At 70.5% G+C, this 24,773-nt stretch carries 25 protein-coding genes; 15 read left to right on the forward strand and 10 right to left on the reverse strand.

Annotated elements, in window-relative coordinates; all coding sequences use genetic code 11:
* Positions 1–6: 6 nt before the first annotated feature.
* A complete protein-coding gene (hppD, locus tag ACZ6JY_RS00435) occupies positions 7–1,155 on the forward strand; it encodes a 4-hydroxyphenylpyruvate dioxygenase (RefSeq protein ID WP_469190732.1) in 1,149 nt (382 codons plus the stop codon).
* A gap of 50 nt (positions 1,156–1,205) precedes the next feature.
* Here hppD and ACZ6JY_RS00440 read toward each other — a convergent pair whose 3' ends face one another.
* Both ACZ6JY_RS00440 and ACZ6JY_RS00445 read right to left on the reverse strand, forming a co-directional pair.
* Positions 1,206–2,096, reverse strand: coding sequence for an alpha/beta hydrolase fold domain-containing protein (locus ACZ6JY_RS00440; RefSeq protein WP_469190734.1), 891 nt, complete (start codon positions 2,094–2,096; stop codon positions 1,206–1,208).
* Positions 2,093–2,650: a quercetin 2,3-dioxygenase gene (locus ACZ6JY_RS00445; RefSeq protein WP_469190736.1), complete on the reverse strand. Its 558-nt coding sequence runs from the start codon at positions 2,648–2,650 to the stop codon at positions 2,093–2,095. Before ACZ6JY_RS00445 ends, ACZ6JY_RS00440 begins: the two co-directional genes overlap by 4 nt.
* 87 nt (positions 2,651–2,737) lie before the next feature.
* Here ACZ6JY_RS00445 and ACZ6JY_RS00450 point away from each other — a divergent pair, with 87 nt between their 5' ends.
* Entirely contained in the window at positions 2,738–3,169 is a 432-nt protein-coding gene (locus ACZ6JY_RS00450; RefSeq protein WP_469190738.1) for a MarR family winged helix-turn-helix transcriptional regulator, read from the forward strand.
* A gap of 2 nt (positions 3,170–3,171) precedes the next feature.
* Here ACZ6JY_RS00450 and ACZ6JY_RS00455 read toward each other — a convergent pair whose 3' ends face one another.
* A complete protein-coding gene (locus ACZ6JY_RS00455) occupies positions 3,172–4,623 on the reverse strand; it encodes a tetratricopeptide repeat protein (protein ID WP_469190740.1) in 1,452 nt (483 codons plus the stop codon).
* 97 nt (positions 4,624–4,720) lie between these two features.
* Here ACZ6JY_RS00455 and ACZ6JY_RS00460 point away from each other — a divergent pair, with 97 nt between their 5' ends.
* Positions 4,721–6,091 (forward strand): FAD-binding oxidoreductase, encoded by a 1,371-nt coding sequence (locus ACZ6JY_RS00460; RefSeq protein WP_469190742.1) that lies wholly within the window; start codon positions 4,721–4,723, stop codon positions 6,089–6,091.
* Positions 6,092–6,157: 66 nt separating this feature from the next.
* On the opposite strand, the gene ACZ6JY_RS00465 is transcribed toward ACZ6JY_RS00460, so the two are convergent.
* A complete protein-coding gene (locus ACZ6JY_RS00465; RefSeq protein ID WP_469190744.1) occupies positions 6,158–6,637 on the reverse strand; it encodes an SsgA family sporulation/cell division regulator in 480 nt (159 codons plus the stop codon).
* Between the two features lie 269 nt (positions 6,638–6,906).
* Between ACZ6JY_RS00465 and ACZ6JY_RS00470 the strand changes: the two genes are divergently transcribed.
* Together ACZ6JY_RS00470 and ACZ6JY_RS00475 are read left to right on the forward strand one after the other, a co-directional pair.
* Positions 6,907–8,388: an RDD family protein gene (locus ACZ6JY_RS00470; protein WP_469190746.1), complete on the forward strand. Its 1,482-nt coding sequence runs from the start codon at positions 6,907–6,909 to the stop codon at positions 8,386–8,388.
* A 142-nt stretch (positions 8,389–8,530) separates the two neighbouring features.
* Positions 8,531–9,229, forward strand: coding sequence for an RDD family protein (locus ACZ6JY_RS00475; protein ID WP_469190748.1), 699 nt, complete (start codon positions 8,531–8,533; stop codon positions 9,227–9,229).
* A gap of 53 nt (positions 9,230–9,282) precedes the next feature.
* Here the strand turns inward: ACZ6JY_RS00475 and ACZ6JY_RS00480 are convergent, their stop codons facing one another.
* Positions 9,283–9,564, reverse strand: a complete 282-nt coding sequence (locus ACZ6JY_RS00480; RefSeq protein WP_469190750.1) for a hypothetical protein — start codon at positions 9,562–9,564, stop codon at positions 9,283–9,285.
* A gap of 536 nt (positions 9,565–10,100) precedes the next feature.
* Here ACZ6JY_RS00480 and ACZ6JY_RS00485 point away from each other — a divergent pair.
* Both ACZ6JY_RS00485 and ACZ6JY_RS00490 read left to right on the forward strand, forming a co-directional pair.
* A complete protein-coding gene (locus ACZ6JY_RS00485; RefSeq protein WP_469191861.1) occupies positions 10,101–12,473 on the forward strand; it encodes an immune inhibitor A domain-containing protein in 2,373 nt (790 codons plus the stop codon).
* 146 nt (positions 12,474–12,619) lie between these two features.
* Positions 12,620–12,946 carry a hypothetical protein gene (locus ACZ6JY_RS00490; RefSeq protein WP_469190752.1) on the forward strand — a complete coding sequence of 109 codons (327 nt, stop codon included), beginning with the start codon at positions 12,620–12,622 and terminating at the stop codon, positions 12,944–12,946.
* 58 nt (positions 12,947–13,004) lie between these two features.
* Here the strand turns inward: ACZ6JY_RS00490 and ACZ6JY_RS00495 are convergent, their stop codons facing one another.
* Both ACZ6JY_RS00495 and ACZ6JY_RS00500 read right to left on the reverse strand, forming a co-directional pair.
* A complete protein-coding gene (locus ACZ6JY_RS00495; RefSeq protein ID WP_469190753.1) occupies positions 13,005–13,589 on the reverse strand; it encodes an isochorismatase family protein in 585 nt (194 codons plus the stop codon).
* Between the two features lie 66 nt (positions 13,590–13,655).
* Positions 13,656–14,984 carry a nicotinate phosphoribosyltransferase gene (locus ACZ6JY_RS00500; RefSeq protein ID WP_469190755.1) on the reverse strand — a complete coding sequence of 443 codons (1,329 nt, stop codon included), beginning with the start codon at positions 14,982–14,984 and terminating at the stop codon, positions 13,656–13,658.
* Between the two features lie 79 nt (positions 14,985–15,063).
* On the opposite strand from ACZ6JY_RS00500, the gene clpS reads away from it, so the two are divergent.
* The 7 genes from clpS to ACZ6JY_RS00535 all read left to right on the forward strand — a co-directional run bounded on the left by clpS (position 15,064) and on the right by ACZ6JY_RS00535 (position 20,029).
* On the forward strand, positions 15,064–15,378 hold the full coding sequence (gene clpS / locus ACZ6JY_RS00505; protein WP_447037724.1) for an ATP-dependent Clp protease adapter ClpS: 315 nt from the start codon (positions 15,064–15,066) through the stop codon (positions 15,376–15,378).
* A gap of 73 nt (positions 15,379–15,451) precedes the next feature.
* Complete coding sequence (locus tag ACZ6JY_RS00510) at positions 15,452–16,048, forward strand: DUF2017 domain-containing protein (RefSeq protein ID WP_469190757.1); 597 nt, start codon at positions 15,452–15,454, stop codon at positions 16,046–16,048.
* Between the two features lie 371 nt (positions 16,049–16,419).
* Positions 16,420–17,919: an amino acid permease gene (locus ACZ6JY_RS00515; RefSeq protein WP_469190759.1), complete on the forward strand. Its 1,500-nt coding sequence runs from the start codon at positions 16,420–16,422 to the stop codon at positions 17,917–17,919.
* Between the two features lie 115 nt (positions 17,920–18,034).
* Complete coding sequence (locus ACZ6JY_RS00520) at positions 18,035–18,457, forward strand: M67 family metallopeptidase (protein WP_469190761.1); 423 nt, start codon at positions 18,035–18,037, stop codon at positions 18,455–18,457.
* A gap of 96 nt (positions 18,458–18,553) precedes the next feature.
* Positions 18,554–18,658: a putative leader peptide gene (locus tag ACZ6JY_RS00525; protein WP_469190763.1), complete on the forward strand. Its 105-nt coding sequence runs from the start codon at positions 18,554–18,556 to the stop codon at positions 18,656–18,658.
* 126 nt (positions 18,659–18,784) lie between these two features.
* Complete coding sequence (locus ACZ6JY_RS00530; RefSeq protein WP_469190765.1) at positions 18,785–19,063, forward strand: MoaD/ThiS family protein; 279 nt, start codon at positions 18,785–18,787, stop codon at positions 19,061–19,063.
* A gap of 12 nt (positions 19,064–19,075) precedes the next feature.
* On the forward strand, positions 19,076–20,029 hold the full coding sequence (locus tag ACZ6JY_RS00535) for a PLP-dependent cysteine synthase family protein (protein WP_469190767.1): 954 nt from the start codon (positions 19,076–19,078) through the stop codon (positions 20,027–20,029).
* A 215-nt stretch (positions 20,030–20,244) separates the two neighbouring features.
* On the opposite strand, the gene ACZ6JY_RS00540 is transcribed toward ACZ6JY_RS00535, so the two are convergent.
* Positions 20,245–20,715, reverse strand: coding sequence for a type II toxin-antitoxin system PemK/MazF family toxin (locus ACZ6JY_RS00540; RefSeq protein ID WP_469190769.1), 471 nt, complete (start codon positions 20,713–20,715; stop codon positions 20,245–20,247).
* Positions 20,716–20,983: 268 nt separating this feature from the next.
* On the opposite strand from ACZ6JY_RS00540, the gene ACZ6JY_RS00545 reads away from it, so the two are divergent.
* Positions 20,984–21,736, forward strand: coding sequence for an MBL fold metallo-hydrolase (locus ACZ6JY_RS00545; protein WP_469190771.1), 753 nt, complete (start codon positions 20,984–20,986; stop codon positions 21,734–21,736).
* Positions 21,737–21,814: 78 nt separating this feature from the next.
* Here ACZ6JY_RS00545 and ACZ6JY_RS00550 read toward each other — a convergent pair whose 3' ends face one another.
* Together ACZ6JY_RS00550 and ACZ6JY_RS00555 are read right to left on the reverse strand one after the other, a co-directional pair.
* Complete coding sequence (locus ACZ6JY_RS00550; protein WP_469190773.1) at positions 21,815–23,062, reverse strand: PTS transporter subunit EIIC; 1,248 nt, start codon at positions 23,060–23,062, stop codon at positions 21,815–21,817.
* Between the two features lie 281 nt (positions 23,063–23,343).
* Positions 23,344–24,657, reverse strand: coding sequence for a PTS transporter subunit EIIC (locus ACZ6JY_RS00555; protein WP_469190775.1), 1,314 nt, complete (start codon positions 24,655–24,657; stop codon positions 23,344–23,346).
* Positions 24,658–24,773 lie beyond the last annotated feature (116 nt).

The following is a 24,773-nucleotide window of genomic DNA, read 5'->3' on the forward strand; positions in this document are numbered from 1 at the left end:
CGGGCCATGACTGAGACAACCACTCACACCACCCCCGTGACCGCGCGCGAGGCCGATCCCTTCCCGGTCAAGGGAATGGACGCGGTCGTCTTCGCCGTGGGCAACGCCAAGCAGGCCGCGCACTACTACTGCACGGCCTTCGGCATGAAGCTCGTCGCCTACTCCGGACCGGAGAACGGCAGCCGCGAGACCGCCAGTTACGTGCTCACGAACGGCGGCGCCCGTTTCGTCCTCACCTCCGTCATCAAGCCCTCCAGCGACTGGGGCCACTTCCTCGCCTCCCACGTGGCCGAGCACGGCGACGGCGTCGTCGACCTCGCCATCGAGGTGCCGGACGCCCGCGCCGCGTACGCCTACGCCGTCGAGCACGGCGCGAGCGGCATCACCGAGCCGTACGAGGTGAAGGACGACAACGGCACGGTCGTGCTCGCCGCCATCGCCACGTACGGCAAGACCCGGCACACGCTGGTGCAGCGCACCGACTACGACGGTCCATACCTGCCCGGTTTCGTCGCCGCGAAGCCGATCGTCGAGCCGCCGGCCAAGCGGACCTTCCAGGCGATCGACCACTGCGTGGGCAACGTCGAGCTCGGCAAGATGAACGAGTGGGTCGCCTTCTACAACAAGGTCATGGGCTTCACGAACATGAAGGAGTTCGTGGGCGACGACATCGCGACCGAGTACAGCGCGCTGATGTCGAAGGTGGTGGCCGACGGGACCCTGAAGGTGAAGTTCCCGATCAACGAGCCCGCCATCGCCAAGAAGAAGTCGCAGATCGACGAGTACCTGGAGTTCTACGGCGGCGCAGGCGTCCAGCACATCGCGCTCGCCACGAACGACATCGTGGAGTCCGTGCGCACCATGCGCGCGGCGGGTGTCCAGTTCCTCGACACCCCCGACTCGTACTACGACACGCTCGGCGAGTGGGCCGGTGAGACCCGCGTGCCCGTCGAGACGCTGCGCGAGCTGAAGATCCTCGTCGACCGCGACGAGGACGGGTACCTGCTCCAGATCTTCACCAAGCCGGTCCAGGACCGGCCGACCGTCTTCTTCGAGATGATCGAGCGGCACGGCTCGATGGGCTTCGGCAAGGGCAACTTCAAGGCGCTCTTCGAAGCGATCGAGCGGGAGCAGGAGCGGCGCGGCAACCTGTAGTCACCGCCCGCCGGGGCCGCCCCCGGCTCGTCCTCGGACGCCGGACGGGCTCAGATGTCCCCGCCCGTCCGGCGTCTCGCGAACTCCAGCGAGTACGTGAAGATCTCCTCGGCCCTCTCCTCCGGCGCGCCGAGCCACCCGTGGTCCGCCTCCGGCACGGTCCACAGCTCGGCGCGCGCCCCTGCGTCCCGCAGGGCGGCCGCGAGCGACGCGCTGTGCGAGTGGTCCACCATGGTGTCCCTCTCGCCGTGGACCAGCAGGAACGGCGGCGCCCCCGGGTGGACGCGGGCCAGCGGGCTGCCCGCCGAGGCCAGGCCGGGGACGGTCGCGGGAGCCGCGCCGAGGAGGAGCGCCTCGGGGGTGGCGGGGTCCTCCGGGGCGAAGGGGCCCCGCGGGACCGTCAGGTCGCTCGGCCCGTACCAGATCACGGCGCCCGCAAGCGGCGGCCCGGCGGTGTCCAGGGCCAGGTGCGAGGCCAGGTGGCCGCCCGCGGACTCGCCCCAGACCACGGCCTTGCCGGTGTCGACGCCGAGTTCCGCCGCGCGCAGGGTGAGCCAGCGCAGTGCGGCGCGCAGGTCGTCGAGCTGGGCGGGGAAGACGGCCTCGCCGCTGAGCCGGTAGTCCACGCAGGCCACGGCGAGGCCCGCCGCCGCGATGCGCGCGAAGGGGTTCGGCGCCCAGTGCCTCGTACGCGGGCCCATGTCGTCGCGCCGCCCCCGGCGCCAGGCGCCGCCGTGCACGAAGAGCACCAGGGGAGCGGGGCGGGACGCGGGCAGCCAGAGGTCGAGTTCGAGCGGCCGGCCGCCCGCCACCTCGGCGTACGGCACCCCGCGCAGCTCGCGCACGCCGGGCTCGCGCGGGGCCGGGGGCGGCAGCGGGGCGTGGTCGGGGTGCGGCGCGGCGATGAGCGCCCGCACGGACGGCCCGGCGGCTGCGGTCACTGGGCGCGCCACTGGTGGTCGGGGAGGAAGCGCACGTCGTACTGCTCGGGGACGCTGCGGAACTTGGCGGGCTCAGGGACGAGCGGCCGGTGCGGCAGGCCGTGCTGCTCCGCGGGGGCGCCGAGGTTCTCGAAGAACCGCTCGAAGGTGCCGCCGGGGCCCGCGGCGACCCCGACGACCTGGCTGTGGTGGCGCTCCATGCGGTAGGCGTGGCGGCAGTTCTTCGGTACGAAGCCGAAGTCGCCGGGGGTGAGCAGCTTCTCCTGCTGGACGCCCTCGGTGTCCTCGACGAAGAGCCGGACCGCGCCCTGGGTGATGTAGAAGACCTCGTGGGTGTCGGCGTGCACGTGGGCGGGGATGAGGTCGCCCTTGGGGCCCTCGACGGTGAAGAAGTTGAAGGTGTTCTCGGTCTGCTCGCCGCCCGCGTAGACGGTGATCAGGTCGCCGAACAGATGGGCGCGGTCACCCTCGCCCTTCTCGATGAAGTAGGGCTTGCCGGGTTCCGCGGGGATGCGGGAGGTGGTGCGGTAGCGGGTGGCGTACTCGATGGTCATCGCTGCTCCTCGATCGGTGAACGTCAGGTAGCCTGACATTCATGAGGCCGATCGGGCAACCCTCGGCGCAGCAGTCAGTGAGGAAACATGCCGTCCACCCGCCACAACCTCCCCCAGCTCCTCGGCGACGCGCGCCGCTGGTTCGACGAAGGCCTGCTCGCCGCCATGGAGGCCGGTGGCTCGGCCCCCGTGTCGCCCACGCAGGTGCAGCTCTTCGCCGTGCTCGACGACGCGGGCACCACGGTCTCCGAGCTGGCGCGCCGCATGGGTGTCACCCGGCAGACCGCGCACCAGGCCGTGCACGGCCTCGTCGCCGCCGGGCTCCTTGAGCAGGTTCCCGACCCCGCGTCCGCCAGGCAGCGGCTCATCAGGCGCACCGCGGAGGGCGAGCGCGCGCACCGCACGGCCCACGCCGTCCTCGACCGGATGGAGGAGGTCGTCGCCGAACGCATCGGCAAGGACCTCGCCGACGCCCTGCGCGCGGCCCTCGAAGCCCCGTGGGGCCCGCCCGCCCCCTGAGGTCAGTCGGAGTCGCCCGAAGCCGCCTTGCGCTTCGACGGCTTGGGTTTCGGCTTCGGCATGGGGTCGGGCTTCTCGCCCGGCGGGGCGTAGACCTGGTCGGGCCCGCCCGCCGACGGCTCGCCGAGGCGCTCCAGGGCCGCCTTCGCGGCGGGCGCGGCCAGCGGCGAGAAGTAGGGGTTGATCTGGAGCGCCTCGCGGAGATGGCGGCGCGCCGCCCCGTACTCGCCGAGCTGCCGTTCGATCTCGCCCCGGTGGTAGGCGAAGAGGGCGCTGCGCGGCCCCTTCTTGATCGCCTTGGTGACGTACTTCAGGCCCGCCTTGCTGTCCCCGGAGCGGTGCAGCGCCCAGCCGAGCGCGTCCGCCGTCTCCGGATTGCGGTGCACCGCGTACTCCGCCGTGAGCCGCTGCACCGCGATCTCCGGGTCCCCGTGGTCCGCCTCGTAGATGCCGAGGACACGCTGCTCGTTGACGCCGCCCGCGCTCACCTCCCGCACCCGCTTGCGCAGGTCGGCGTACTGCGCCCGCGCCGCGGGCCGCAGCTTCAGCGACTGGTACAGCTCACCGAGCTCCAGGGCGTACTCGGGCAGCGGCTGCCTGGTGAGCGCCGAGCGGTAGGCGTGCAGCGCCTGGGAGGTGCGGCCGAGCGCCGCGAGCGCGCGGCCCTTGCCCGCGAGCGAGGGGTGGTGGTCGGCTTCGGCGTCGAGCGCGGCCTCGTAGTGCCGCAGGGCCACGCGCGGCTCGCCCCGCTCCCACGCCATCTGCCCGACGCGGTACGAGGCCGCCGCCCGCTCGGCGGGGGTGCCGGCGAGCGCCGCGGCCGAGGAGAGGGCGGAGTTCGCGTCCTCGCGCCAGCCGCGGTCGCGGTAGAACCACCCGGCGCGCACCTTGACGGCGGAGCGCGGGCCAAGCGCCTTCAGCTTGTCCAGGGCCTTGTCGGCGGCCTTGATGTCGCCGAGCCCGCTGTAGGCGTCGACCAGCGCCGGATACACCGTCCACCGCTTCGGCGCCTGCCGCGCCGCCCGCTCGCCGAAGTCGCGCGCGGTACGGAAGTCGTGCCGGACGTTGGCGAGCGTGGCGAGGCCCGTCAGCGCCTCCGGGTTCTTCTCGGGGCCCGCCTCCAGCGAGGTCCGCAGCGCCTTCTCGGCCTTCGGGTAGTACCGGAAGTCGGCGGTCCGCTCGCCCCGCGCCACATAGGCCGAGCCGAGCACCGCCCACGAGTGCACATCGCCGGGATGCGCCCGCAGATGCGTCTCGCGCTCCCCGATCAGCGCCGCCAGATCCCGCAGCGCGGCGGGACCGCCCGCCCCCACGGCCGCCATCGCGCGCCCCGACGGGCCGAGCGCGGGCCGGGCCGGACCGCCGCCGTCGGGCCACGAGAGCACCAGGACGCCGCCGAGCACGAGACTCCCCGCGACGGAGGCCACGAGCACATGCTTCATCGAGAGCTTCATGACGTCACTGTGCGTCAATACGAAGAGCACATCCCGGCACGCGGATCGGCGTCGCACACGGGTTCACACCGATGGCCCCGAGTGCGAGGCTGTGATCATGAGCCGCACCCTCATCGAACTCCTCCAGGAGGGCCTGCCCGCCGAGGCGGTCCTCACGGACCCGGACGTCACGTCCGCGTACTCCCACGACATGGCGAGCTTCTGCGAGGCGGGCGTGCCCGCCGCCGTGGTGCTGCCGCGCACTGTCGAACAGGTGCAGCACGTCATGCGCACCGCCACCGAGCTGCGCGTCCCCGTCGTGCCGCAGGGCGCCCGCACCGGCCTGTCCGGCGCGGCCAACGCCTCCGAGGGCTGCATCGTGCTGTCCCTCGTCAAGATGGACCGCATCCTGGAGATCAGCCCCGTCGACCGCATCGCGGTCGTCGAGCCCGGCGTCGTCAACGCCACGCTCTCCCGCGCGGTCGGCGAGCACGGCCTCTACTACCCGCCGGACCCCTCCAGCTGGGAGACGTGCACCATCGGCGGGAACATCGGCACCGCGTCCGGCGGCCTGTGCTGCGTCAAGTACGGCGTCACGGCCGAGTACGTCCTCGGACTCGACGTCGTCCTCGCCGACGGGCGGCTCATGAGCACCGGACGGCGTACCGCCAAAGGCGTCGCGGGCTACGACCTCACGCGCCTCTTCGTCGGCTCCGAGGGCAGCCTCGGCATCGTCGTCCGCGCGGTCCTCGCGCTGAAGCCGCAGCCGCCGCGGCAGCTCGTCCTCGCGGCGGAGTTCGGCTCGGCCAAGGCCGCCTGCGACGCGATCTGCAAGATCATGGAGGGCGGCCACGTGCCCTCCCTGCTCGAACTCATGGACCGCACGACCGTCAAGGCCGTGAACGCCCTGGCCAACATGGGCCTGCCCGAGACCACCGAGGCGCTCCTGCTCGCCGCCTTCGACACCCCCGACCCCACGGCCGACCTCGCCGCCGTCGGCGCGCTCTGCGAGGCCGCCGGCGCCACCCAGGTGGTCCCCGCGGAGGACGCCGCGGAGTCGGAACTGCTGCTCCAGGCGCGGCGGCTCTCGCTCACGGCACTCGAAGCCGTCAAGGGCACCACGATGATCGACGACGTGTGCGTGCCGCGCTCGAAGCTCGCCGAGATGCTCGACGGCGTCGAACGCATCGGCGAGAAGTACGGGCTGACCATAGGGGTCTGCGCGCACGCGGGGGACGGCAACACCCACCCCACCGTCTGCTTCGACGCGGCCGACCCCGACGAGGGCAGGCGCGCACGCGAGTCCTTCGACGAGATCATGGCCCTCGGCCTGGAACTCGGCGGCACCATCACCGGCGAGCACGGCGTCGGGGTGCTGAAGAAGGAGTGGCTGGCGCGCGAGATCGGCCCGGTGGGAGTGGAGATGCAGCGCGCCGTCAAGGCGGCCTTCGACCCCCACTCGCTCCTCAACCCCGGCAAGCTGTTCTGAGACCCCCCGCAGGGCCGGGCGTCCCCGCTGGTCGTGCCGTCCCCGTCGCCCCCGCGGCGGCGGGGCTCACTCGCCGTCCGCGGACTCGTCCGAGGGCCACGGGTCGCGCGGCCACGGCTCGTCGAAGCGGCCAGAAGTAGGTGCGAGCAGCTCGGCGAGGCCGTCGTCGATGCCGAGCCGCTCACCCTCGGAGTCCGGAGGGACCACCCGCAGGGTGCGCTCCAGCCAGGCGGACACCGCGGCCGCCGGAGCTTCCAGCAGGGCGTCGCCGTCCGGCGAGCTCAGCGCCATCATGACGACACCGCGGCCGTCCACCTTCGCCGGCCAGACCCGCACGTCACCGTGGCCGCACGGCCGGAACACCCCCTCGACGAGCAGCTCACGGGCGAACGTCCAGTGCACGGGGCGCGCGGAGCCGATGTGAAAGGCGATGTGGACGGCGTAGGGGTCGTCGGTGCGGTAGGTGAGCCGGGCCGGGACGGGCACGGCCCGTTCCGGCGACACGACCAGTTTGAGTTCGAGCTCGCGTTCCACCACGGAGTGCATGTCGGTGCGCTTCCTTCCCGGTACGGGGTCCTTGGAGCGGACCCGTACGAGTGGAGAGCGCGAGATCGCCGAAGCGTTACGCGGGTTCGGGGAAATTTCTCCGAACGAGCCCGAAGAGGTGACGGGTTGGGAGGCGCGGGGCTCGCGGGGGTTGTGTGGGGAGCGTGCCCGGAAAGTGGTCCGTAGGGCGGGAGCCGCCCGTGGGGACAGCGGGGTCTGATAGATGTGGACCCCTCAACAGACCCCCGAGCAGATACGGGACGACGGACATGAGCGCCCCAACTCCGGCCCCAGGCGACGACAGGCCCCGCGAAGGCTACTACCCCGACCCGTCCATTCCCGGATATGTCCGGTACTGGAACGGTGCCGCCTGGGTGCCCGGTACGAGCCGTCCCGCGCCGTCCGACGGTGAACCCCTGCCGGCCCCGCCCGGCGCGGCGGCCACGGTGGCGCCCCCCGTCGAGGAGACGGGACCGCACTTCTTCGACGAGGACCCCGCGGCGGCCCCCGCCCAGCACGACCCGCCCGCTCAGGCCGACCCCGAGGCCGGCCGGCACGGCGCGCGGCCCGAGCCCGCGTCCGCCTGGCAGGCCGACGCGACGCGGCAGGCGGGCCTCGGCGCCGAGCAGGAGAACCGCATCTCGTGGGGCGCCCCCGGACAGGCCGACCCGCGTGTGCCGAGCGAACCCGCGCCCCGCGCCGAGGCGCCGAACGCGGCCCCCGCGCCCGCCGGGGAGCCGAAGCCGCGCGAGGAGCCGGAGCCGCGCGAGGACGAGAGCAACCCAGGGACCGTCACCATCCGCGCCGTGAAGCCGGGCGACGCGGCGCCCGGCGCCTCGACGCCGCCCACCGGCGAAGGCACAGTGACGTTCCGCCGCCCGTCGGGACCGGTGCGGCCGGCCGCCGGGCCCACGCCCGCCCCTTCGCCGGGCATCGAGGGCACCATGGCGATCCGCGCCCTCCGCCACGGCTCGGCACAGCCGGGCGCGCGGGCGGAGGCCCCGCGGGCAGCGGCCCCGCAGGCCCCCGTACCGCCCCAGGCGTCGGCCCCGCAGCCGCCCCCCGTCACCCCGCAGCCGCACGTCCCGCAGCAGGGCGGCGCCCCGGCGCCCGTCACCTCGGGCCCCGGCGGCGGATCGTCCTCCTGGGCGCAGCAGGTGCACCAGCTCGCCGCGTCGGGACCGGCCGCACCGGGCGAGGCGCAGCCGGTCCTGCCGTGGAAGCCCGTGACCGAGGACCCCTTCCTCGCGGCGGCGCGCGCCCAGGCGTCGGCCAGGCCCGCCGGGCTCGGCAGGCGCTTCGCGGCGCGGCTCATCGACACCGTCGTCCTCGCCGCGGTCACCGGAGCGGCGGCGCTGCCGCTCGGCGCCGAGGCGGTGGACCACGTCGACGGCAAGATCGACGCGGCGAAGCTCTCGGGGGAGAAGACCACGGTCTGGCTGCTCGACGGCACCACCGCGGGCTACCTCGGCATCGTCCTCGCCGTCCTGCTGCTCTTCGGCGTGGTGTACGAGGCGCTGCCCACCGCCAAGTGGGGCCGCACCCTGGGCAAGAAGGTGTGCGGCATCGAGGTGCGGGACATCGAGGAGCTGGAGGTACCGACGTTCGGGGCGGCGCTCCGGCGCTGGCTGGTGTACAGCGTGCCGGGCGTCCTGGTCATCGGGGTCGTGGGTGTCCTGTGGTGCCTCTTCGACCGCCCGTGGCGGCAGTGCTGGCACGACAAGGCGGCAGGAACGTTCGTGGCGGGATGACCCCCGGGCGCGGCCGGAGCGCCTGCGTCATCCGCGGGGCGGCGGGTACGCCGATCGTGGGCCGGCCGTACGCGGGATGTCGGGTAACCCGGTCAGCCGCTCGCCGGATGCGGAGCGGGGGCCGAAGCGGTCGACTCGGGCCATGAGCACCGAACCGCCGCAATACCCGCCACCGGACGACGACAGCGACCCGTTCAGGAAACAGCCGCCGCACCAGCCACCGTCCGGCGGCGGCTCCCCGTATGACACTCCGCCACCTCCCGGCGGCGGCTCCCCGTACGACACCCCTCCACCGGGCGGCGGCGCGCCTTACGGAGGCGTGCCCCCGGGGGCGGGCGGCGGTGGGCCCTACGGCGGAGGGCCGGGCGGCTACGGCGGTCAGGACCCCCTCGCCGGAATGCCGCCCCTGGCCGACAGCGGAAAGCGTGTGCTCGCCCGCATCGTCGACATGATTCTGGTGGGCGTCGTCGTCGGCCTGCTGTCCTGGGCGTTCGGCACGTCCGAGTACGACATCGACCCGGACAGCGTGAACACGGGCCGCTCGTTCGGCCAGTCGCTGCTGGCCGCCGTGCTCTACATCGCGTACGACACCTATATGACCGCCAAGACCGGGCAGACGCTCGGCAAGAAGCTGCTCGGGCTGCGCGTCGCGAACCTCAACGACGGCGCCACGCCGAGCATGCAGACCGCGCTGGCCAGGGCGGCGGTCCTCTGGCTGCCGTTCGCCTTCTGCTGCGCCTGCGTCTGGACGGCGATCTGCGGCGGCTGGAGCTTCTTCGACAAGCCCTACAAACAGGGCCTGCACGACAAGGCCGCGAAGACGGTGGTGGTCAGCACGTAGGTCCGACGTAGGTCCGCTTCGGCGGTGGCACGCCCGGCCGGCGGGCCCGTGGACTACGGGCCCGCCGGTTCGCGCACGGATTCGGTGAGCACGGCGTGCTGGGCGGGCACGCGCCGCTGGGCGGGGGAGGACCCGGGCACGGCGCGCGCGGCGGGCGCGGCCGGACCGGGCTGCGGGACCGTCAGCGCCACCAGCAGGCCGAGGCCGAGCGCGGCCACGGCTATCACCGCGACACCGGCGCCCGATGCGGTCCGGGAGAGCAGCAGCATGGCGAGGGTGGAGAAGACGACGGTCAGCGAACCGTAGGCGATCTGTGCGGTGGTCGGACGTGGCATGGGACGAGGCATGACGTGATCCGTCCTCGGCAGGAATCCCCCCAGGCTTTTGACGATGGGGGCGGATGCGGATGTGTGTACGGCTGTATACGAATCAAAGGGTGCTCGACGGTGGCGACTTGGGATGTGCCGCCGAGCGCTGTAGCGCACCGTCGATTGACTCTATGACGCTGCATGCCCGACGGGAACGGGCGGTAAGCGTGACCTAACCCACGGTGCCGGAGCACGGGGGGCGCACGGGTTCATGACGTCCATCAGGTGGACAGTGGGCGCGCCCGTTGACCTTGCCTGAACGGGGCGTGTCCTGTCCGGATACCGGATGTGCGGGCCTGCATAGTGCACTTGGCCTGCACAAGTCAAGGTCTGTCTTTTCTCCCGTACTTCCGGTCGAATGTCGTCACTTGTGACGCGTACATCGCGCGCGGACCTCCTCCGACCGGAATCACGGTCCGCCATTCGCGCGGGCGCGTGGGGAGGAACCGAATCAAGTGACAGCAAGAACACGGACGTTCAGAGCCACGGCGGTGGCCGTGGCGATGGCCGCTGCCGCCGCCACGTACTCGGCGGCCACGGCCTCGGCCTCGGCCGGGGACGGATCCCCGGGCGGGGCGCCGGCCATCGACCGGCAGGACCCGTCGCGGGCCAAGGCGGAGGTCGACCACGACCTCGAAGGCCCGTTCAGCAAGCAGCAGGCCCAGCAGCGCAAGGCGGCCCTCCAGCAGGTCGTCGCGGGCGACGCCAAGGTCCAGAAGCGGGGCGGCTCCAAGGTCGTCAAGCTCGACGACAAGAAGTACGTCGAGTTGGGCCGCGAGAAGACCGACAAGATCTTCACCATCCTGGTGGAGTTCGGGGACAAGGTCGACGACACGACCATGTACGACCCGGACGGCCCCGAGGGCCCCGAGGCGCCGGTCAAGAAGTACGGCGGCAAGCCCGGCCCCCTGCACAACAAGATAGCCAAGCCCGACCGCAAGAAGGACAACAGCACGGCCTGGCAGAAGGACTACAACAAGAAGCACTTCCAGGACCTGTACTTCGGCGAGGGCAAGGACAGCAAGGGCAAGCAGAAGCACTCGCTGAAGACCTACTACGAGAAGACCTCGTCCGGCCGTTACTCGGTCGACGGTGAGGTCTCCGACTGGGTCAAGGTCGACTACAACGAGGCCCGCTACGGCTCGAACTACTGCGGCGACACCAACTGCCCGAACGTCTGGGACGCGGTCAAGGACGGCGTGACCTCCTGGGCCAAGGACCAGAAGGCCCGCGGCCGTACGGACGCTCAGATCAAGGCCGACCTGGCCAAGTACGACCTCTGGGACCGCTACGACTTCGACAACGACGGCGAGTTCAACGAGCCCGACGGCTACATCGACCACTTCCAGATCGTCCACGCGGGCGAGGACGAGTCGGCCGGCGGCGGCGCCGAGGGCGAGAACGCCCTGTGGGCGCACCGCTGGTACGCCTACGGCAACGACGCGGGCAGCACCGGCCCCGGCAAGAACAAGGCCGGCGGCACCCAGATCGGTGACACCGGCATCTGGGTCGGTGACTACACGATGCAGCCGGAGAACGGCGGCCTCGGCGTCTTCGCCCACGAGTACGGCCACGACCTCGGTCTGCCCGACCTGTACGACACCTCGGGCAAGGGCGAGAACTCGGTCGGCTTCTGGTCGCTGATGTCGGCCGGTTCCTGGCTCGGCACCGGCAAGGACGCCATCGGTGACATGCCGGGCGACATGACCGCCTGGGACAAGTTCCAGCTGGGCTGGCTCGACTACGCCAAGGCGAAGGCCGCGACGGAGTCCGAGCACAAGCTGGGCGTCTCCGCGTACAACACGCGCCACCGTCAGGCGCTCGTCGTCGACCTGCCCAAGAAGGCCGTCACCACCACGGTCACCAAGCCCACCGAGGGCTCCAAGCAGTGGTGGAGCGACCAGGGCGACGACCTCAAGAACACCCTGACGCGCTCCGTCGACCTGACCGGCAAGGCCAAGGCCGACCTCTCGCTCCAGGGCTGGTGGGACATCGAGGCCAACTACGACTACCTCTACACCGAGGTCTCGACGGACAACGGCGCCAACTGGACGCCGGTGGACGGCACCGCCGACGGCAAGCCGATCACCCGCGACGCCGGCGACAAGCCCGCGTTGACCGGTGTCTCGGGCGCGTACAAGAAGCTGGTCTTCCCGCTCGACGCCTACGCGGGCAAGAAGATCGACGTCCGCTTCCGCTACTCCACGGACGGCGGCGCGGGCGGCAAGGGCTTCACGGCCGACGCCCTCGCGGTCACCGCGGACGGCACGAAGCTCTTCGAGGACGGCGCCGAGGGCGACGACAACGGCTGGACGGCGAAGGGCTTCTCGCGCATCGGCGAGTCCTTCACCAAGAAGTACGACCAGTACTACCTGGCCGAGAACCGCCAGTACGTCTCGTACGACAAGACCCTTGAGGTCGGCCCGTACAACTTCGGCTTCTCGAAGTCCCGTCCGGACTGGGTCGAGCACTACCCGTACCAGACCGGCCTGATGGTCTGGCAGTGGGACACCTCGCAGAAGGACAACAACACCAGCGCCCACCCGGGCCAGGGTCTGATCCTTCCGGTGGACGCCCACGCCAAGCCGATGAAGTGGAAGGACGGCACGCTCCTCCGCAACAAGATCCAGCCGTACGACGCGCCGTTCAGCAAGTACAGCACCGACTCGTTCACGCTCCACAACGCGGACGTGTCGCTGAAGCTGCTGAAGCGCAAGGGTGTCTCGGTCTTCGACGACCACAAGGGCACCTACTGGTACAAGGAGAACCCCACGGGAAGTGTCAAGGTCACTGACACCAACACCCAGATCAAGATCATCAAGCAGCCCAAGGACGGCTCGACGATCACGGTCCAGGTGGGCCCCTCCAAGAAGTAAGTAGCGTTTCCGCAGGTCAAACCATGATCGGCCGTCGCCCTCTAGCGGGCGGCGGCCGATCGTGTTTAGGTGCGTCGTGTGGTTCTCTTATTGACGCGGGGCCCGGCACGGGCTCCGCACGATGTCTCACGGGGGTGTGACGAAGCATGTCCGCAGGAGGTTTCTGCAAGCTGCCGAACGGCAGCGTGGTGGTGGCGCTGACCCTGCCGGGCCCGGCGCCGCGCGGCGGCGCGGTCCGGGTGATCGTCCACGCCGTCAACCGCGCCAGGGCCCTGACCAGGGTCCGCAACCTGGGCCTGCGGGCGGTCTACCTCCGGGGCAACGCCGAGCCCCCCACGCCGGACGAGGTCACGGCGGTCCTGCACCACCCGGACGGCCTGATATGGCGGACGGCGCCGGACGACGTACGGGAACTGTGGCACCCGGTGCGGGCGCTGAAGCGGCAGGCGAGATCCAGCCCCTCCGGCGTCTGAGGAGGAGCGGGGTCCGGGCGGAGCCCCGGGTCGGACGACGCGGGTCGGACGACGCGGGTCAGACGACCGGCTTCCCGGTCAGCTCGACCCCGGCGGCGCGCAGCTCGGCAAGGGCCGCTTCCGTGGTCGCCGCGGCGACCCCCGCGGTCAGGTCAAGGAGGACGGTCGTCCTGAACCCCTCCCGGGCCGCGTCCACAGCGGTGGCGCGCACGCAGTGGTCCGTGGCGACGCCCACCACGTCCACCTCGGTGATCTCCCTGGTCCGCAGCCACTCCGCCAGGGAGACCCCGTTCTCGTCGACGCCCTCGAAGCCGCTGTAGGCGGCGGAGTACGCCCCCTTGTCGAAGACGGCGTCGATGGCGCCGGAGGCGACGGCGGGGGCGAAGTTCGGGTGGAAGCCGACGCCCTCCGTCCCCGCCACACAGTGCGGCGGCCAGGAGTCGACGTAGTCCGGGTGGTCCGAGAAGTGCGCGCCGGGGTCGATGTGGTGGTCACGCGTGGCCACCACGTGCCGGTAGCAGGCCGGGGCCTGGCCGATCAGCTCGGTGACGGCGGCGGCCACGTCGGACCCCCCGGCCACCGCGAGGCTGCCGCCTTCACAGAAGTCGTTCTGTACGTCTACGACGATCAGTGCGCGGCGCATGGCGGATTCCTTCTGGTGGAGTGACTACGAGCGTAGAGACTGCGGGTGCCCCGCGGGAAGAGGGGCTCAGACGTACTCGGTGGGGATGACCGCCTCGCCCCGCGAGAGCTGCGTCGCCGAGAGGGGCAGCCTGCCGCGCGCGGCGGCGTGCCGGTCGCGGACCGCGTCCAGCGGCTCACGGGCGACGACCTCACCGCCCTTGACCAGCTCGACGAGGAGCTGGTGCTCGGCGAGCTCGGCCGGCACGGCTCCGGTGCCGATCACCTCGGCCTCGGCCACCCCGTGCGCGTCGTCGCGCCGCGCGGCCCACTTCCGGCCGCCCACGGAGCTCTTGGCGCCCAGCGACTTCTTCGCCACGGGTTCGAGCGGGGCCTCGGGGTCGGCCGAGTGGGCGCGGGCCACCAGTTTGTAGACCATCGAGGCGGTGGGGTGCCCGGAGCCCGTGACGAGCTGCGTGCCCACGCCGTACGCGTCCACGGGCGCCGCCGCGAGCGAGGCGATGGCGTACTCGTCGAGGTCGGACGTCACGACGATCTTCGTCTCCGTCGCCCCGAGGTCGTCGAGCTGCTGGCGCACCCGGTGGGCGACGAGGAGCAGGTCCCCGGAGTCGATGCGCACGGCACCGAGCTCGGGCCCGGCGACCTCGACGGCCATCCGGACGGCCTCGGTCACGTCGTAGGTGTCCACGAGCAGGGTCGTGCCGCGGCCGAGCGAGTCGACCTGGGCACGGAAGGCGTCCCGTTCGTTGTCGTGCAGCAGGGTGAAGGCGTGGGCGCTGGTGCCGACGGTCGGGATGCCGTAGCGGAACCCGGCGGCCAGGTCGGAGGTGGTCGCGAAGCCGCCGACGTAGGCGGCGCGGGAGGCGGCCACGGCGGCCAGCTCATGGGTGCGGCGGGCGCCCATCTCGATCAGCGGGCGGTCCCCGGCGGCCGAGGACATCCGCGAGGCCGCGGCCGCGATCGCCGAGTCGTGGTTGAGGATGGAGAGGATCACGGTCTCCAGGAGCACGCACTCCGCGAAGGACCCCTCGACCCGCAGGACCGGCGAGCCCGGGAAGTAGACCTCGCCCTCGGGGTAGCCCCAGATGTCGCCCGTGAAGCGGTAGCCGGAGAGCCACGCGAGCGTCGCCTCGTCGACGATGCCGCGCTCGCGCAGGAAACCGAGCACGGGGGCGTCGAAGCGGAAGTTCTCGACGGCGTCGAGCACCCGGCCCGTTCCGGCCACCACGCCGTAGCGACGTCCCTCGGGGAGTCTGCGGCTGAAGACCTCGAAGACGGAGCGCCGGTCGCCCGTACCGGCCTTCAGCGCCGCCTGCAGCATCGTCAGCTCGTACTGGTCCGTGAAGAGCGCCGTCGACGGAACATCCACCGGCAGCCCAAGGTCCGCTGTGTTCATGTGAAGGATGCTACCCCGCATCTCGTCACACTGACGATTTCCTGGCCCGTTTGTGCGGGGGCCCGTCAGGAGTGGCAGCATGGGCCAGGTGAGTACGGCTCCCGCAGAGATCACCCGCCCGGAATCGGACCAAGAGGCGCATGTCGTCCCCGAACCGGACGTCCCCTGGATCACGCTCGTGCACAACGACCCGGTCAACCTGATGAGCTACGTGTCGTACGTCTTCCAGACGTATTTCGGGTACTCGAAGGGCAAGGCCGACAAACTGATGATGGATGTGCACCACAAGGGCCGGGCCGTCGTCTCCAGCGGTACGCGCGAGGAGATGGAGCGCGACGTGCAGGCCATGCACGGATACGGCCTGTGGGCCACCCTTCAGCAGGACCGCAAGTGAGGGCCGCAAGGGCGGGGACCGCGGACCGGCGGGCCCGCCGGCGGCGGACGGACCGGAAGCAGCGACGCATCTGATGCCAGGACACTTCGAACCGATCCCCGGGGGCGGCGCGACCGTCGCGCTCGACGAGGTCGAGATCTCGATCATCCGTTCCCTCGCCGTGCAGCTCCTGGAGCTGATCGGCCCCGGGCCGGGCGGCGAGCCGTCGGACGACCCGCTCGCTGAGCTCTTCGCGGAGGGCCCGAGCGAGCCGCCCGCCGATCCGGTGATGCGCCGCCTGCTCCCCGACGGCTACGGCGGGCCGGGCAGCGAGCGGGGGGACGAGGACGAACTGCGGGCCTACTCCTCGGAATTCCGCCGCTTCACGGAGAACGACCTGCGGGCGAAGAAGCGTGACGACGCCCTCGTGGTGATCCGCTCGCTCGACGCGGCGGCGTCGTCGGGCGGGGGCGAAACTGTCCTGAAACTGACGGTCGAGGAGTCCCGGCACTGGCTCGGCGCCCTCAACGACCTCCGGCTCGCGATCGGCACCCGGCTCGAAGTCGCCGACGAGGACGACGCCGAGCTGCTGTACCGGCTCCCCGATTCCGATCCCCGCAAGCCGATGGTGATGGCCTACCTCTGGCTGGGCGGACTTCAGGAGACGCTGGTCGGGACGTTGATGGGTTAGGTTCGACGCATATTTCGATGCAGAATGCAGCAAAATTTGTTGTAGTGGACAGCTTCTGTTCACGCAGTGGGCTGTTCGCTCAACGGATGCTCAAATCCGGATAACGATCACGTCAAATCATTGCCCGCTTTTGTAGCCGCCCCATGCCTTTTGTCCGGTTTTCCTTGTGGCCCCGGACACACGTGGCTGATTTCCTCACTCCTGTCACCGTGATAAATCTTCACGACCGCGCGGCGACGCCACCCATGTCGCCGCGGGCGCTCGGGCCGGCAGACCGTCGGCAGCACTCCATCCATATCCGGGGGGATCAGGACCTGATCCGCGGCACACCGCGGTACGCGGCGCGGATCAGCATGGAGAAAGGCGTCACCATGACCTCAGTGCAGGTCGAAGAGCACCACGACGAGCACGGCGGCAATGGTGTCGTGCAGGGCGCGGGACCCGCCGGCGAGGGCGAGGGTTACCAGCGCGGCCTCGGGGCCCGGCAGATCCAGATGATCGCCATCGGCGGAGCCATCGGCACCGGCCTCTTCCTCGGCGCGGGCAAGGCCATCCACAAGGCCGGGCCCAGCCTCATCCTCGCGTACGCCATCGCGGGCCTCGTCATCTTCTTCATCATGCGGGCGCTCGGCGAGCTCCTCATGTACCGCCCGGTCTCGGGCTCCTTCTCCGAGTACGCGCGTGAGTTCCTCGGCCCGTTCTTCGGCTTCGTCACCGGCTGGACGTACTGGCTCTTCTGGGTCGTCACCGGCATCACGGAAGTCACGGCCGCGGCCCAGTACATGCAGTACTGGACACATGACTCATTCCCGCAATGGGCCTACGCGCTGATCTTCACCGTCATCCTGTACGGCGCGAACCTCATCTCCGTGAAGCTCTTCGGCGAGCTGGAGTTCTGGTTCTCGATGGTCAAGGTGACCGCCATCATCGGCATGATCCTGATCTGCGTCGGCATCCTCACCATCGGCTTCTCCGACGCCGGCGACACCGCCTCCGTGGCCCACCTGTGGAACCAGGGCGGTTTCTTCCCCAACGGCATCGGCTCCACGCTGATGACGCTCCAGATCGTGATGTTCGCCTTCCTCGCCGTCGAGCTGGTCGGCGTCACCGCGGGCGAGTCCAAGGACCCGAAGACCGTCCTGCCCAAGGCCATCAACACCGTGCCGTGGCGCATCGCCGTCTTCTACGTCGGCGCGCTCATCATGATCCTCTCGGTCGTCCCGTGGACCTCGTTCAAGCCCGACGTCTCGCCGTTCGTCGCCGCCTTCGAGGAGATGGGGCTCGGCGTCGGCGCCGCGATCGTGAACTTCGTGGTCCTCACCGCCGCGCTCTCCTCCTGCAACTCCGGCATGTACTCCACCGGCCGCATGCTGCGCGACCTGGCGCTCAACGGCCAGGGCCCGAAGTTCTTCACCAAGCTCACGAAGAACGGCCTGCCGCTGATCGGCACCACGGCCTCCGCCGCCTTCATGCTGGTCGGCGTCTGGATCAACTACCAGTGGCCGGGCAAGGCGTTCAACTACGTCGTCTCCTTCGCCACGATCTCCGGCATGTGGGCCTGGATCATGATCCTGTGCAGCCAGATCCGCTACCGCCGCAAGGCCGACCGCGGCGAGCTGCCGCAGTCCACCTTCAAGGCGCCCGGAGCCCCGTACACGAGCTGGTTCGCCCTGCTCTTCATCGGCATGGTCATCGTGATGATGGGCGTCGACAAGGACGCGCGGATCTCGCTGTACGCCGCGCCGGTCTGGGCCGCGATCCTCGGCATCTCCTACCTGGTCCTCAAGAATCGCGACCCGCGGGCCGCCGCGTTCAACAAGCGCAAGACCGCCGCCGTCGCCTCCGGTGACGAGCCGGTCGACAAGGTCTGACAAGCGGCTCCCCGGAGCCACTGTCCACTCTTGGCCCCTCGGGGCAATGTCCAGCATTCGGGCCCGTGCGTACCACATACCGGTACGTACGGGCCCTCTGCTTATCCTGGCTCCCATGCTGACCATCACACAGGCCCTCCATGACCAGATCGTCGCGCACGCGCGCCAGGACCACCCCGACGAGGCGTGCGGCGTGGTCGCGGGCCCGGCGGGCACCGGCAGGCCCGAGCGGTTCATCCCGATGCTGAACGCCGCGCGCTCGCCCACGTTCTACGAGTTCGACTCGGGCGACCTCCTGAAGCTGTACCGCGAGATGGACGACAGGGACGAGGAGCCGGTGATCGTCTACCACTCGCACACCGCGACCGAGGCGTACCCCTCCCGCACCGACATCACGTACGCGAACGAGCCCGGCGCGCACTACGTCCTCGTCTCCACGGCGGACACCGACGGCGCGGGGCCCTTCCAGTTCCGCTCGTACCGCATCGTGGACGGCACGATCACCGAGGAAGACGTGCGGGTCGTCGAGGCGTACTGAGGGGCGCACGCCTCTTCGTCCGCATGCTGAACGCAATCCGTCCAGCATGCGATATCACATTCCGGAACCCGGACCGGGAATCGATACGATGACCGCATGGTTCCCCATGACGTGAGCGAAGAGACGCCGAGCGCACCGCTGCTCGTGGCGCGGCTGCACGTCGACCTGTGCCGCCTCGCCAGCGCGATCTGTTCCCGCTGAACCGTTCCGCCGCACGGCCCCGGGCCGCGCCGCCGCACGCCGCGCCACGCGTGCACCCCGACTGATCAGCGCCGCACGCGCGCGCCCGTCACCCGTACTTCTCGACTCCCGACAGGAGCCCTCAGCATGGCCATCGAGGTCCGCATCCCGACCATCCTCCGCACCTACACCGACGGCGAGAAGGCCGTGCAGGGCAGCGGGGACACCCTCGCCGAGCTCCTCACCGACCTCGACTCACGGCACGAGGGCATCGCCGCGCGCATCGTCGACGACGGCAAGCTCCGCCGCTTCGTGAACGTGTACCTGAACGACGAGGACGTCCGCTTCCTCGACGGCATCACCACGAAGCTGTCCGACGGCGACAGCGTCACGATCCTGCCGGCCGTCGCCGGCGGCATGGTCTAGGCCCGATCCCGGATGCCTCGATACGACTCCCCGCTCGCCGCGGTCGGCAACACGCCGCTCGTACGCCTGCCGCGGCTCTCCCCATCGGACGACGTCCGCATCTGGGCCAAGCTGGAGGACCGCAACCCGACCGGCTCCATCAAGGACCGGCCGGCCCTGCACATGGTCGAACAGGCCGAGAAGGACGGCCGGTTGACGCCCGGCTGCACGATCCTGGAGCCGACCTCCGGCAACACCGGCATCTCGCTCGCCATGGCGGCCAAGCTCAAGGGCTACCGCATCGTGTGCGTGATGCCGGAGAACACCTCCCAGGAGCGGCGTGACCTGCTCGCCATGTGGGGCGCCGAGATCATCTCGTCCCCCGCGGCGGGCGGCTCCAACACGGCGGTCCGCGTGGCCAAGGAGCTGTCCGCCGAGCACCCGGACTGGGTGATGCTCTACCAGTACGGCAACCCGGACAACGCGGGCGCCCACTACGCGACGACGGGCCCGGAGATCTTCGCGGACCTCCCCTCCATCACCCACTTCGTCGCGGGCCTCGGCACCACCGGCACGCTCATGGGCGTCGGCAGGTACCTGCGCGAGCAGAACCCCGACGTCAAGATCGTCGCCGCCGAGCCGCGCTACGACGATCTCGTCTACGGGCTGCGCAACCTCGACGAGGGCTTCGTCCCCGAGCTGTACGACGCCTCGGTCCTCACCACCCGCTTCTCCGTGGGCTCGGCCGACGCGGTCACCCGCACCCGCGAACTCCTCCAGCAGGAGGGCATCTTCGCGGGCGTCTCCACGGGCGCGGCGCTGCACGCGGCGATCGGCGTCGGCCAGAAGGCGGTCAAGGCGGGGGAGACGGCGGACATCGCCTTCGTCGTCGCCGACGGCGGCTGGAAGTACCTCTCGACGGGCGTCTACACCGCCGAGACGACGGAAGCGGCCATCGAAACGCTGCAGGGCCAGCTCTGGGCCTGACCGCCCGGGGGAGGGTGCGTGACCTCGCCGCCGGGCGCGGGACCGGCCGGGCCGCAGGCTCCTCACCGGGGCGCCGGCTCCGCCGGAGCGTCTCCGAACGCTGAACGCTGAACGCTGAACGCTGAACGCTGAACGCCGGGCGCCGGGCGGGCTGATCTCCATCACCCGTCCGGCGCCCGGCGTTCGGTGTCAGGTGCCGGCGTCCGGCAGCCGGCTCACCGCACCAGGTACTTCACCTGGTCCCAGAGCGCCGGATCCACCGTCCCGGCCCTGCGGCGGAAATCCCGGAGCGGTACGTCCCTCAGCTCGTCGGTCTCCAGGTAGCTCGGCCGGCCCTGCGCGTCGCCCACCGAGCCCGGCGGCAGCGGGATCACGCCGGCCCGCTCCTCGTGGTACCGGCTGGTGATCTTCGCGACGCGGGCCCGCCGGCCACGGACCGACAGCACCAGGCAGGGCCGGTCCTTCCCGCCCGGCCCGTCCTCGTAAGGCACCCGAGCCCACCAGATCTCCGCCGGCTCCGGCGCGGGCAACGGCAGACGCGGCCCCCTGGGCCCACGCGGCGGCCTCGACGACCCCGGCGGCCGGACGCTCCGCTTCCGCGGCCCGCGCCCCCAGCCGTCCACCACCGTGGCGACCACGGCGAGCATCACCACCGCCGCCAGCGCGAGCCACCAAGACGTGTCCATGGCACCGACGGTACCGGCGCGCTCCACGCACCGCCCACCACCCCCGCCACCGGCCCGTACACCCGCCCGACCGCCACCACAGCGGCCTGGGCGCTTCACGCCGCCCCACTGCGTCCGTACGCCCGCCGAACCGGTGACACCGCAGGTGAGTTCGCCCACAACGGCCCGCGACGGAGGAGCGACCAGGCCTTTTGCGCCTTACGCTCGACGGACCGCCCACCCCCCGGCTCCCCTTGTCAGTCCACGCCAGCGCGGAGGTTCCAGCTTCATGAAGCTCACCGTCGTCGGCTGCTCGGGGTCGTTTCCGTCCGCGGACTCGGCCTGCTCGAGCTACCTCGTCGAGGCCGACGGCTTCCGGTTGCTGCTCGACATGGGCAACGGCGCCCTCGGCGAGCTGCAACGCCACATCGGTCTCTACGACCTCGACGCGATCTTCCTCAGCCATCTGCACGCCGACCACTGCATCGACATGTGCGCGTACTTCGTGGCCCGCTACTACCGGCACGAGGGCGGCCGCTGCGCCCCCATCCCGGTCTACGGCCCCGAAGGCACCGAGCAGCGGCTCACCACGGCGTACGCCGACACGCCCTCGGCGTCCTCGATGAGCGAGGTCTTCGACTTCCACACGGTCAAGCCCGCCTCGTTCGAGCTCGGCCCGTTCTCGGTGCGCACCGAGAGGGTGCACCACCCCGTCGAGGCGTACGCCATCCGCGTCGAGCACGGCGGCAGGTCCCTCACGTACTCCGGGGACACCGGCACCTGCGAAGGCCTGGACGAACTGGCGGTGGGCACCGACCTGTTCCTGTGCGAGGCGGCGTTCACCGACGGCAAGGAGAACATCCCCGACCTGCACCTGAACGGCCGCGAGGCGGGCGAATGCGCCCAGCGCGCCGGTGCGGGCCGCCTCCTGCTCACCCACATCCCCCCGTGGACGGACCCCCAGGTGAACCTGGCGGACGCCCGGGCGGCCTACGGCGGCCCTGTGGCACTCGCGGCGCCGGGCGCGACGTACGAGGTCTGAGACATGGGGAAGGCCCCGGAACCGAGCCGGTTCCGGGGCCTTCCCCATGCGATGCGACGCACTGCGATGCCGTGAGGGCTACGCCTTCGTGAGGTCCTCGATCTCCTCCTCGGGCTCGCGGCCCGGGGTCATGAGGTTGAACTTGAGGATCGCGAACCGGAAGACGAAGTAGTACAGCGCCGCGAAGACGAGACCGATCGGGATGATCAGCCATGGCTTGGTCGCCAGACTCCAGTTGAGCGCGTAGTCGATGAAGCCGGCCGAGAAGTTGAAGCCGGCGTGCACACCGAGCGCCCAGGTCACCGCCATGGATATGGCCGTCAGCACGATGTGCAGCGCGTACAGGACCGGGGCGATGAACATGAAGGTGAACTCGATCGGCTCGGTCACACCGGTCACGAACGAGGTCAGCGCCAGCGACACCATCATGCCCATCACGACCTTGCGGCGCTCGGGGCGGGCGCAGTGCGCGATGGCGATCGCGGCGGCCGGGAGGCCGAACATCATGATCGGGAAGAAGCCCGACATGTACAGACCGGCGGACGGGTCACCGGCCAGGAAGCGGGCGATGTCGCCGTGGACCATCTCGCCGCCGTCGTTGAACGAACCGAGCTGGAACCAGGCGATGGTGTTGACGAACTGGTGCATGCCGATCGGGATCAGCGCGCGGTTGATGCCACCGAAGAGCGCGGAGCCACCGGCACCGAGGCCGGTCATCCACTCGGCGAAGTTCTCGATGCCGTGGCCGATGGGCTCCCAGACGACGCCGAAGAAGACGCCTACGAGGATGCCGACGAAGGCCATGATGATCGGCACGAGACGGCGGCCGTTGAAGAAGCCGAGCCAGTCGACCAGCTTGGTGCGGTGGTACTTCTGCCACAGCACCGCGGCCAGCAGGCCCATGATGATGCCGCCGAGGACACCGGGGTTGTTGTAGACCGCCGGATCGTCCGCACCCTTCTTGACCACCGCTTCGGTGACCGGGAAGGCTTCGAGCACCTTGCTGTAGACGAGGAAGCCGACGACGGCGGCGAGCGCGGTCGAGCCGTCCGACTTCTTGGCGAAGCCGATGGCCACGCCGATGCAGAAGAGGAGCGGCAGGGAGCCGGTGATCGCGCCGCCGGCGTTGTTGAAGACCGCGGCGACCTTGTCCCAGCCGAGGCCGTCCTTGCCGAAGACATCGTCCTGCCCGAGCCTGACCATGATGCCGGCGGCGGGCAGGACGGCGATGGGCAGCTGCAGGCTGCGGCCCACCTTCTGCAGGCCCTGGAACAGGCCGGAGCCCCGCTTCTTCGCGGGCGCCGCCTTGGCGGTGGCCGTACTCATGACTTCCTCCATGTGCGGGTGCTGTCGGGGACAGTTGGGGGTGGACAGCACCCCGGTGGTCTACACCACTTAATGGTGTAGACCTGTTGTAGCACGGTGAAGGTGACGTAAGGAACCCGCGATTCCTGTGGGCTCGGCCATATGCAGACATGGCAGACCAAAGGCCCCCGGACCCAAGGGTCGAGGGCCTTCCGCTTATGGCCGGGAGCCTCTCCCGCCCATGCTGTCATGCCATGCGGACGTCATGTCAGGCGCCCGCTCAGGGGCTCGGGAGCACCGGATCAGGCCTTGGTCTGCTCCCTGTCCTCAGCCTCCGCTTCCTCCTCCGGTTCGCGGCCCGGAGTGTGCAGGTCGAACTTGATGATCACCAGCCGGAAGAGGAAGTAGTAGACGACCGCGAAACAGAGCCCGATCGGAATGATCAGCCAGGGCTTGGTCGCCAGACTCCAGTTGATGACGTAGTCGATCAGTCCCGCAGAGAAGCTGAAGCCGTCCTTCACGCCCAGCGCCCACGTCACCGCCATCGAGACGCCGGTCAGCACCGCGTGGATCGCGTACAGCAGGGGAGCGATGAAGAGGAACGAGTACTCGATCGGCTCGGTGATGCCCGTGACGAACGACGTCAGGCCGACCGAGAGCATCAGGCCGCCGACCACCTTGCGCCGCTCCGGGCGTGCGCAGTGCGTGATCGCGAGGGCCGCGGCGGGCAGCGCGAACATCATGATCGGGAAGAAGCCCGAGGTGAACTGCCCCGCGGTCGGGTCGCCCGCGAGGAACCGGTTGATGTCACCGTGCACGACGGTGCCGTCCGGCTTCGTGTAGTCCCCGAACTGGAACCACACGAACGTATTCAGGAACTGGTGCAGCCCGACGGTCAGCAGCGCGCGGTTGGCGACACCGAAGATGCCCGAGCCCAGCCACCCCAGATCCACCAGCCACTTCGAGAAGCTGGTCAGCGCGTCACCGATCGGCGGCCAGATCCAGACGCAGAGCCCCGCGAAGACGAGGCCGACGAAGGCCATGATGATCGGCACGAGACGGCGGCCGTTGAAGAAGCCGAGCCAGTCCACCAGCTTCACCCGGTGGAAGCGCTGCCAGAACCAGGCGGCGAGCAGCCCCATCACGATGCCGCCGAACACCCCCGGATTCTGGTACGCCGCCTGCGCGACCGTGCCGTCCTCCGCGATGCAGACCCCGCCCCACATCCCGGCGGCGCCGAACGTCGTGTCCTTGGGGCAGTCGTCGGGGAAGGCGCGGAGAACGGCGAAGTACACGAGGAACCCGGTGACGGCCGCCAGTGCCGTCGAACCGTCCGACTTCTTCGCCATGCCGATCGCGACGCCGATGCAGAACAGCAGCGGCAGCCCGAGCGAGGAGTCGAGAAGTGAGCCGCCCGCGGCGGCGAAGACCTTGGCGACGTTCGTCCAGCCGAGGCCGTCCTCGCCGAAGACGTCCGGCTGGCCGAGCCGGTTCAGGATGCCGGCGGCCGGCAGCACCGCGATGGGGAGCTGCAAGCTCCGGCCCATCTTCTGCAGCCCCTGGAACAAGCCGCTCCACCACTTCTTCCCGGGCAGCGCGGCGGCGTCGGAACTCATCGGCGTCCTCCCGGACGGGCCAGGTCGGCGGTCGTGGCAGACTGGTGTAGACCAGTTGGGGGCGGTGGGGGCTGGTGCTGTGCCGTAAGGCGGACACCATGACCGCCATCATTGGG

This window comes from Streptomyces sp. NPDC046335, from assembly GCF_055587985.1.

Bases quoted from the DNA above. Each gene is read 5' to 3' on its own strand.
- hppD (WP_469190732.1), top strand. From the start codon at position 7: ATGACTGAGACAACCACTCACACCACCCCCGTGACCGCGCGCGAGGCC.
- ACZ6JY_RS00445 (WP_469190736.1), bottom strand. From the start codon at position 2,650: ATGACCATCGAGTACGCCACCCGCTACCGCACCACCTCCCGCATCCCC.
- ACZ6JY_RS00450 (WP_469190738.1), top strand. From the start codon at position 2,738: ATGCCGTCCACCCGCCACAACCTCCCCCAGCTCCTCGGCGACGCGCGC.
- ACZ6JY_RS00455 (WP_469190740.1), bottom strand. From the start codon at position 4,623: ATGAAGCTCTCGATGAAGCATGTGCTCGTGGCCTCCGTCGCGGGGAGT.
- ACZ6JY_RS00460 (WP_469190742.1), top strand. From the start codon at position 4,721: ATGAGCCGCACCCTCATCGAACTCCTCCAGGAGGGCCTGCCCGCCGAG.
- ACZ6JY_RS00465 (WP_469190744.1), bottom strand. From the start codon at position 6,637: ATGCACTCCGTGGTGGAACGCGAGCTCGAACTCAAACTGGTCGTGTCG.
- ACZ6JY_RS00470 (WP_469190746.1), top strand. From the start codon at position 6,907: ATGAGCGCCCCAACTCCGGCCCCAGGCGACGACAGGCCCCGCGAAGGC.
- ACZ6JY_RS00475 (WP_469190748.1), top strand. From the start codon at position 8,531: ATGAGCACCGAACCGCCGCAATACCCGCCACCGGACGACGACAGCGAC.
- ACZ6JY_RS00480 (WP_469190750.1), bottom strand. From the start codon at position 9,564: ATGCCACGTCCGACCACCGCACAGATCGCCTACGGTTCGCTGACCGTC.
- ACZ6JY_RS00485 (WP_469191861.1), top strand. From the start codon at position 10,101: ATGGCCGCTGCCGCCGCCACGTACTCGGCGGCCACGGCCTCGGCCTCG.
- ACZ6JY_RS00490 (WP_469190752.1), top strand. From the start codon at position 12,620: ATGTCCGCAGGAGGTTTCTGCAAGCTGCCGAACGGCAGCGTGGTGGTG.
- ACZ6JY_RS00495 (WP_469190753.1), bottom strand. From the start codon at position 13,589: ATGCGCCGCGCACTGATCGTCGTAGACGTACAGAACGACTTCTGTGAA.
- ACZ6JY_RS00500 (WP_469190755.1), bottom strand. From the start codon at position 14,984: ATGAACACAGCGGACCTTGGGCTGCCGGTGGATGTTCCGTCGACGGCG.
- clpS (WP_447037724.1), top strand. From the start codon at position 15,064: ATGGGCCAGGTGAGTACGGCTCCCGCAGAGATCACCCGCCCGGAATCG.
- ACZ6JY_RS00510 (WP_469190757.1), top strand. From the start codon at position 15,452: ATGCCAGGACACTTCGAACCGATCCCCGGGGGCGGCGCGACCGTCGCG.
- ACZ6JY_RS00515 (WP_469190759.1), top strand. From the start codon at position 16,420: ATGACCTCAGTGCAGGTCGAAGAGCACCACGACGAGCACGGCGGCAAT.
- ACZ6JY_RS00520 (WP_469190761.1), top strand. From the start codon at position 18,035: ATGCTGACCATCACACAGGCCCTCCATGACCAGATCGTCGCGCACGCG.
- ACZ6JY_RS00525 (WP_469190763.1), top strand. From the start codon at position 18,554: ATGGTTCCCCATGACGTGAGCGAAGAGACGCCGAGCGCACCGCTGCTC.
- ACZ6JY_RS00530 (WP_469190765.1), top strand. From the start codon at position 18,785: ATGGCCATCGAGGTCCGCATCCCGACCATCCTCCGCACCTACACCGAC.
- ACZ6JY_RS00535 (WP_469190767.1), top strand. From the start codon at position 19,076: ATGCCTCGATACGACTCCCCGCTCGCCGCGGTCGGCAACACGCCGCTC.
- ACZ6JY_RS00540 (WP_469190769.1), bottom strand. From the start codon at position 20,715: ATGGACACGTCTTGGTGGCTCGCGCTGGCGGCGGTGGTGATGCTCGCC.
- ACZ6JY_RS00545 (WP_469190771.1), top strand. From the start codon at position 20,984: ATGAAGCTCACCGTCGTCGGCTGCTCGGGGTCGTTTCCGTCCGCGGAC.
- ACZ6JY_RS00550 (WP_469190773.1), bottom strand. From the start codon at position 23,062: ATGAGTACGGCCACCGCCAAGGCGGCGCCCGCGAAGAAGCGGGGCTCC.
- ACZ6JY_RS00555 (WP_469190775.1), bottom strand. From the start codon at position 24,657: ATGAGTTCCGACGCCGCCGCGCTGCCCGGGAAGAAGTGGTGGAGCGGC.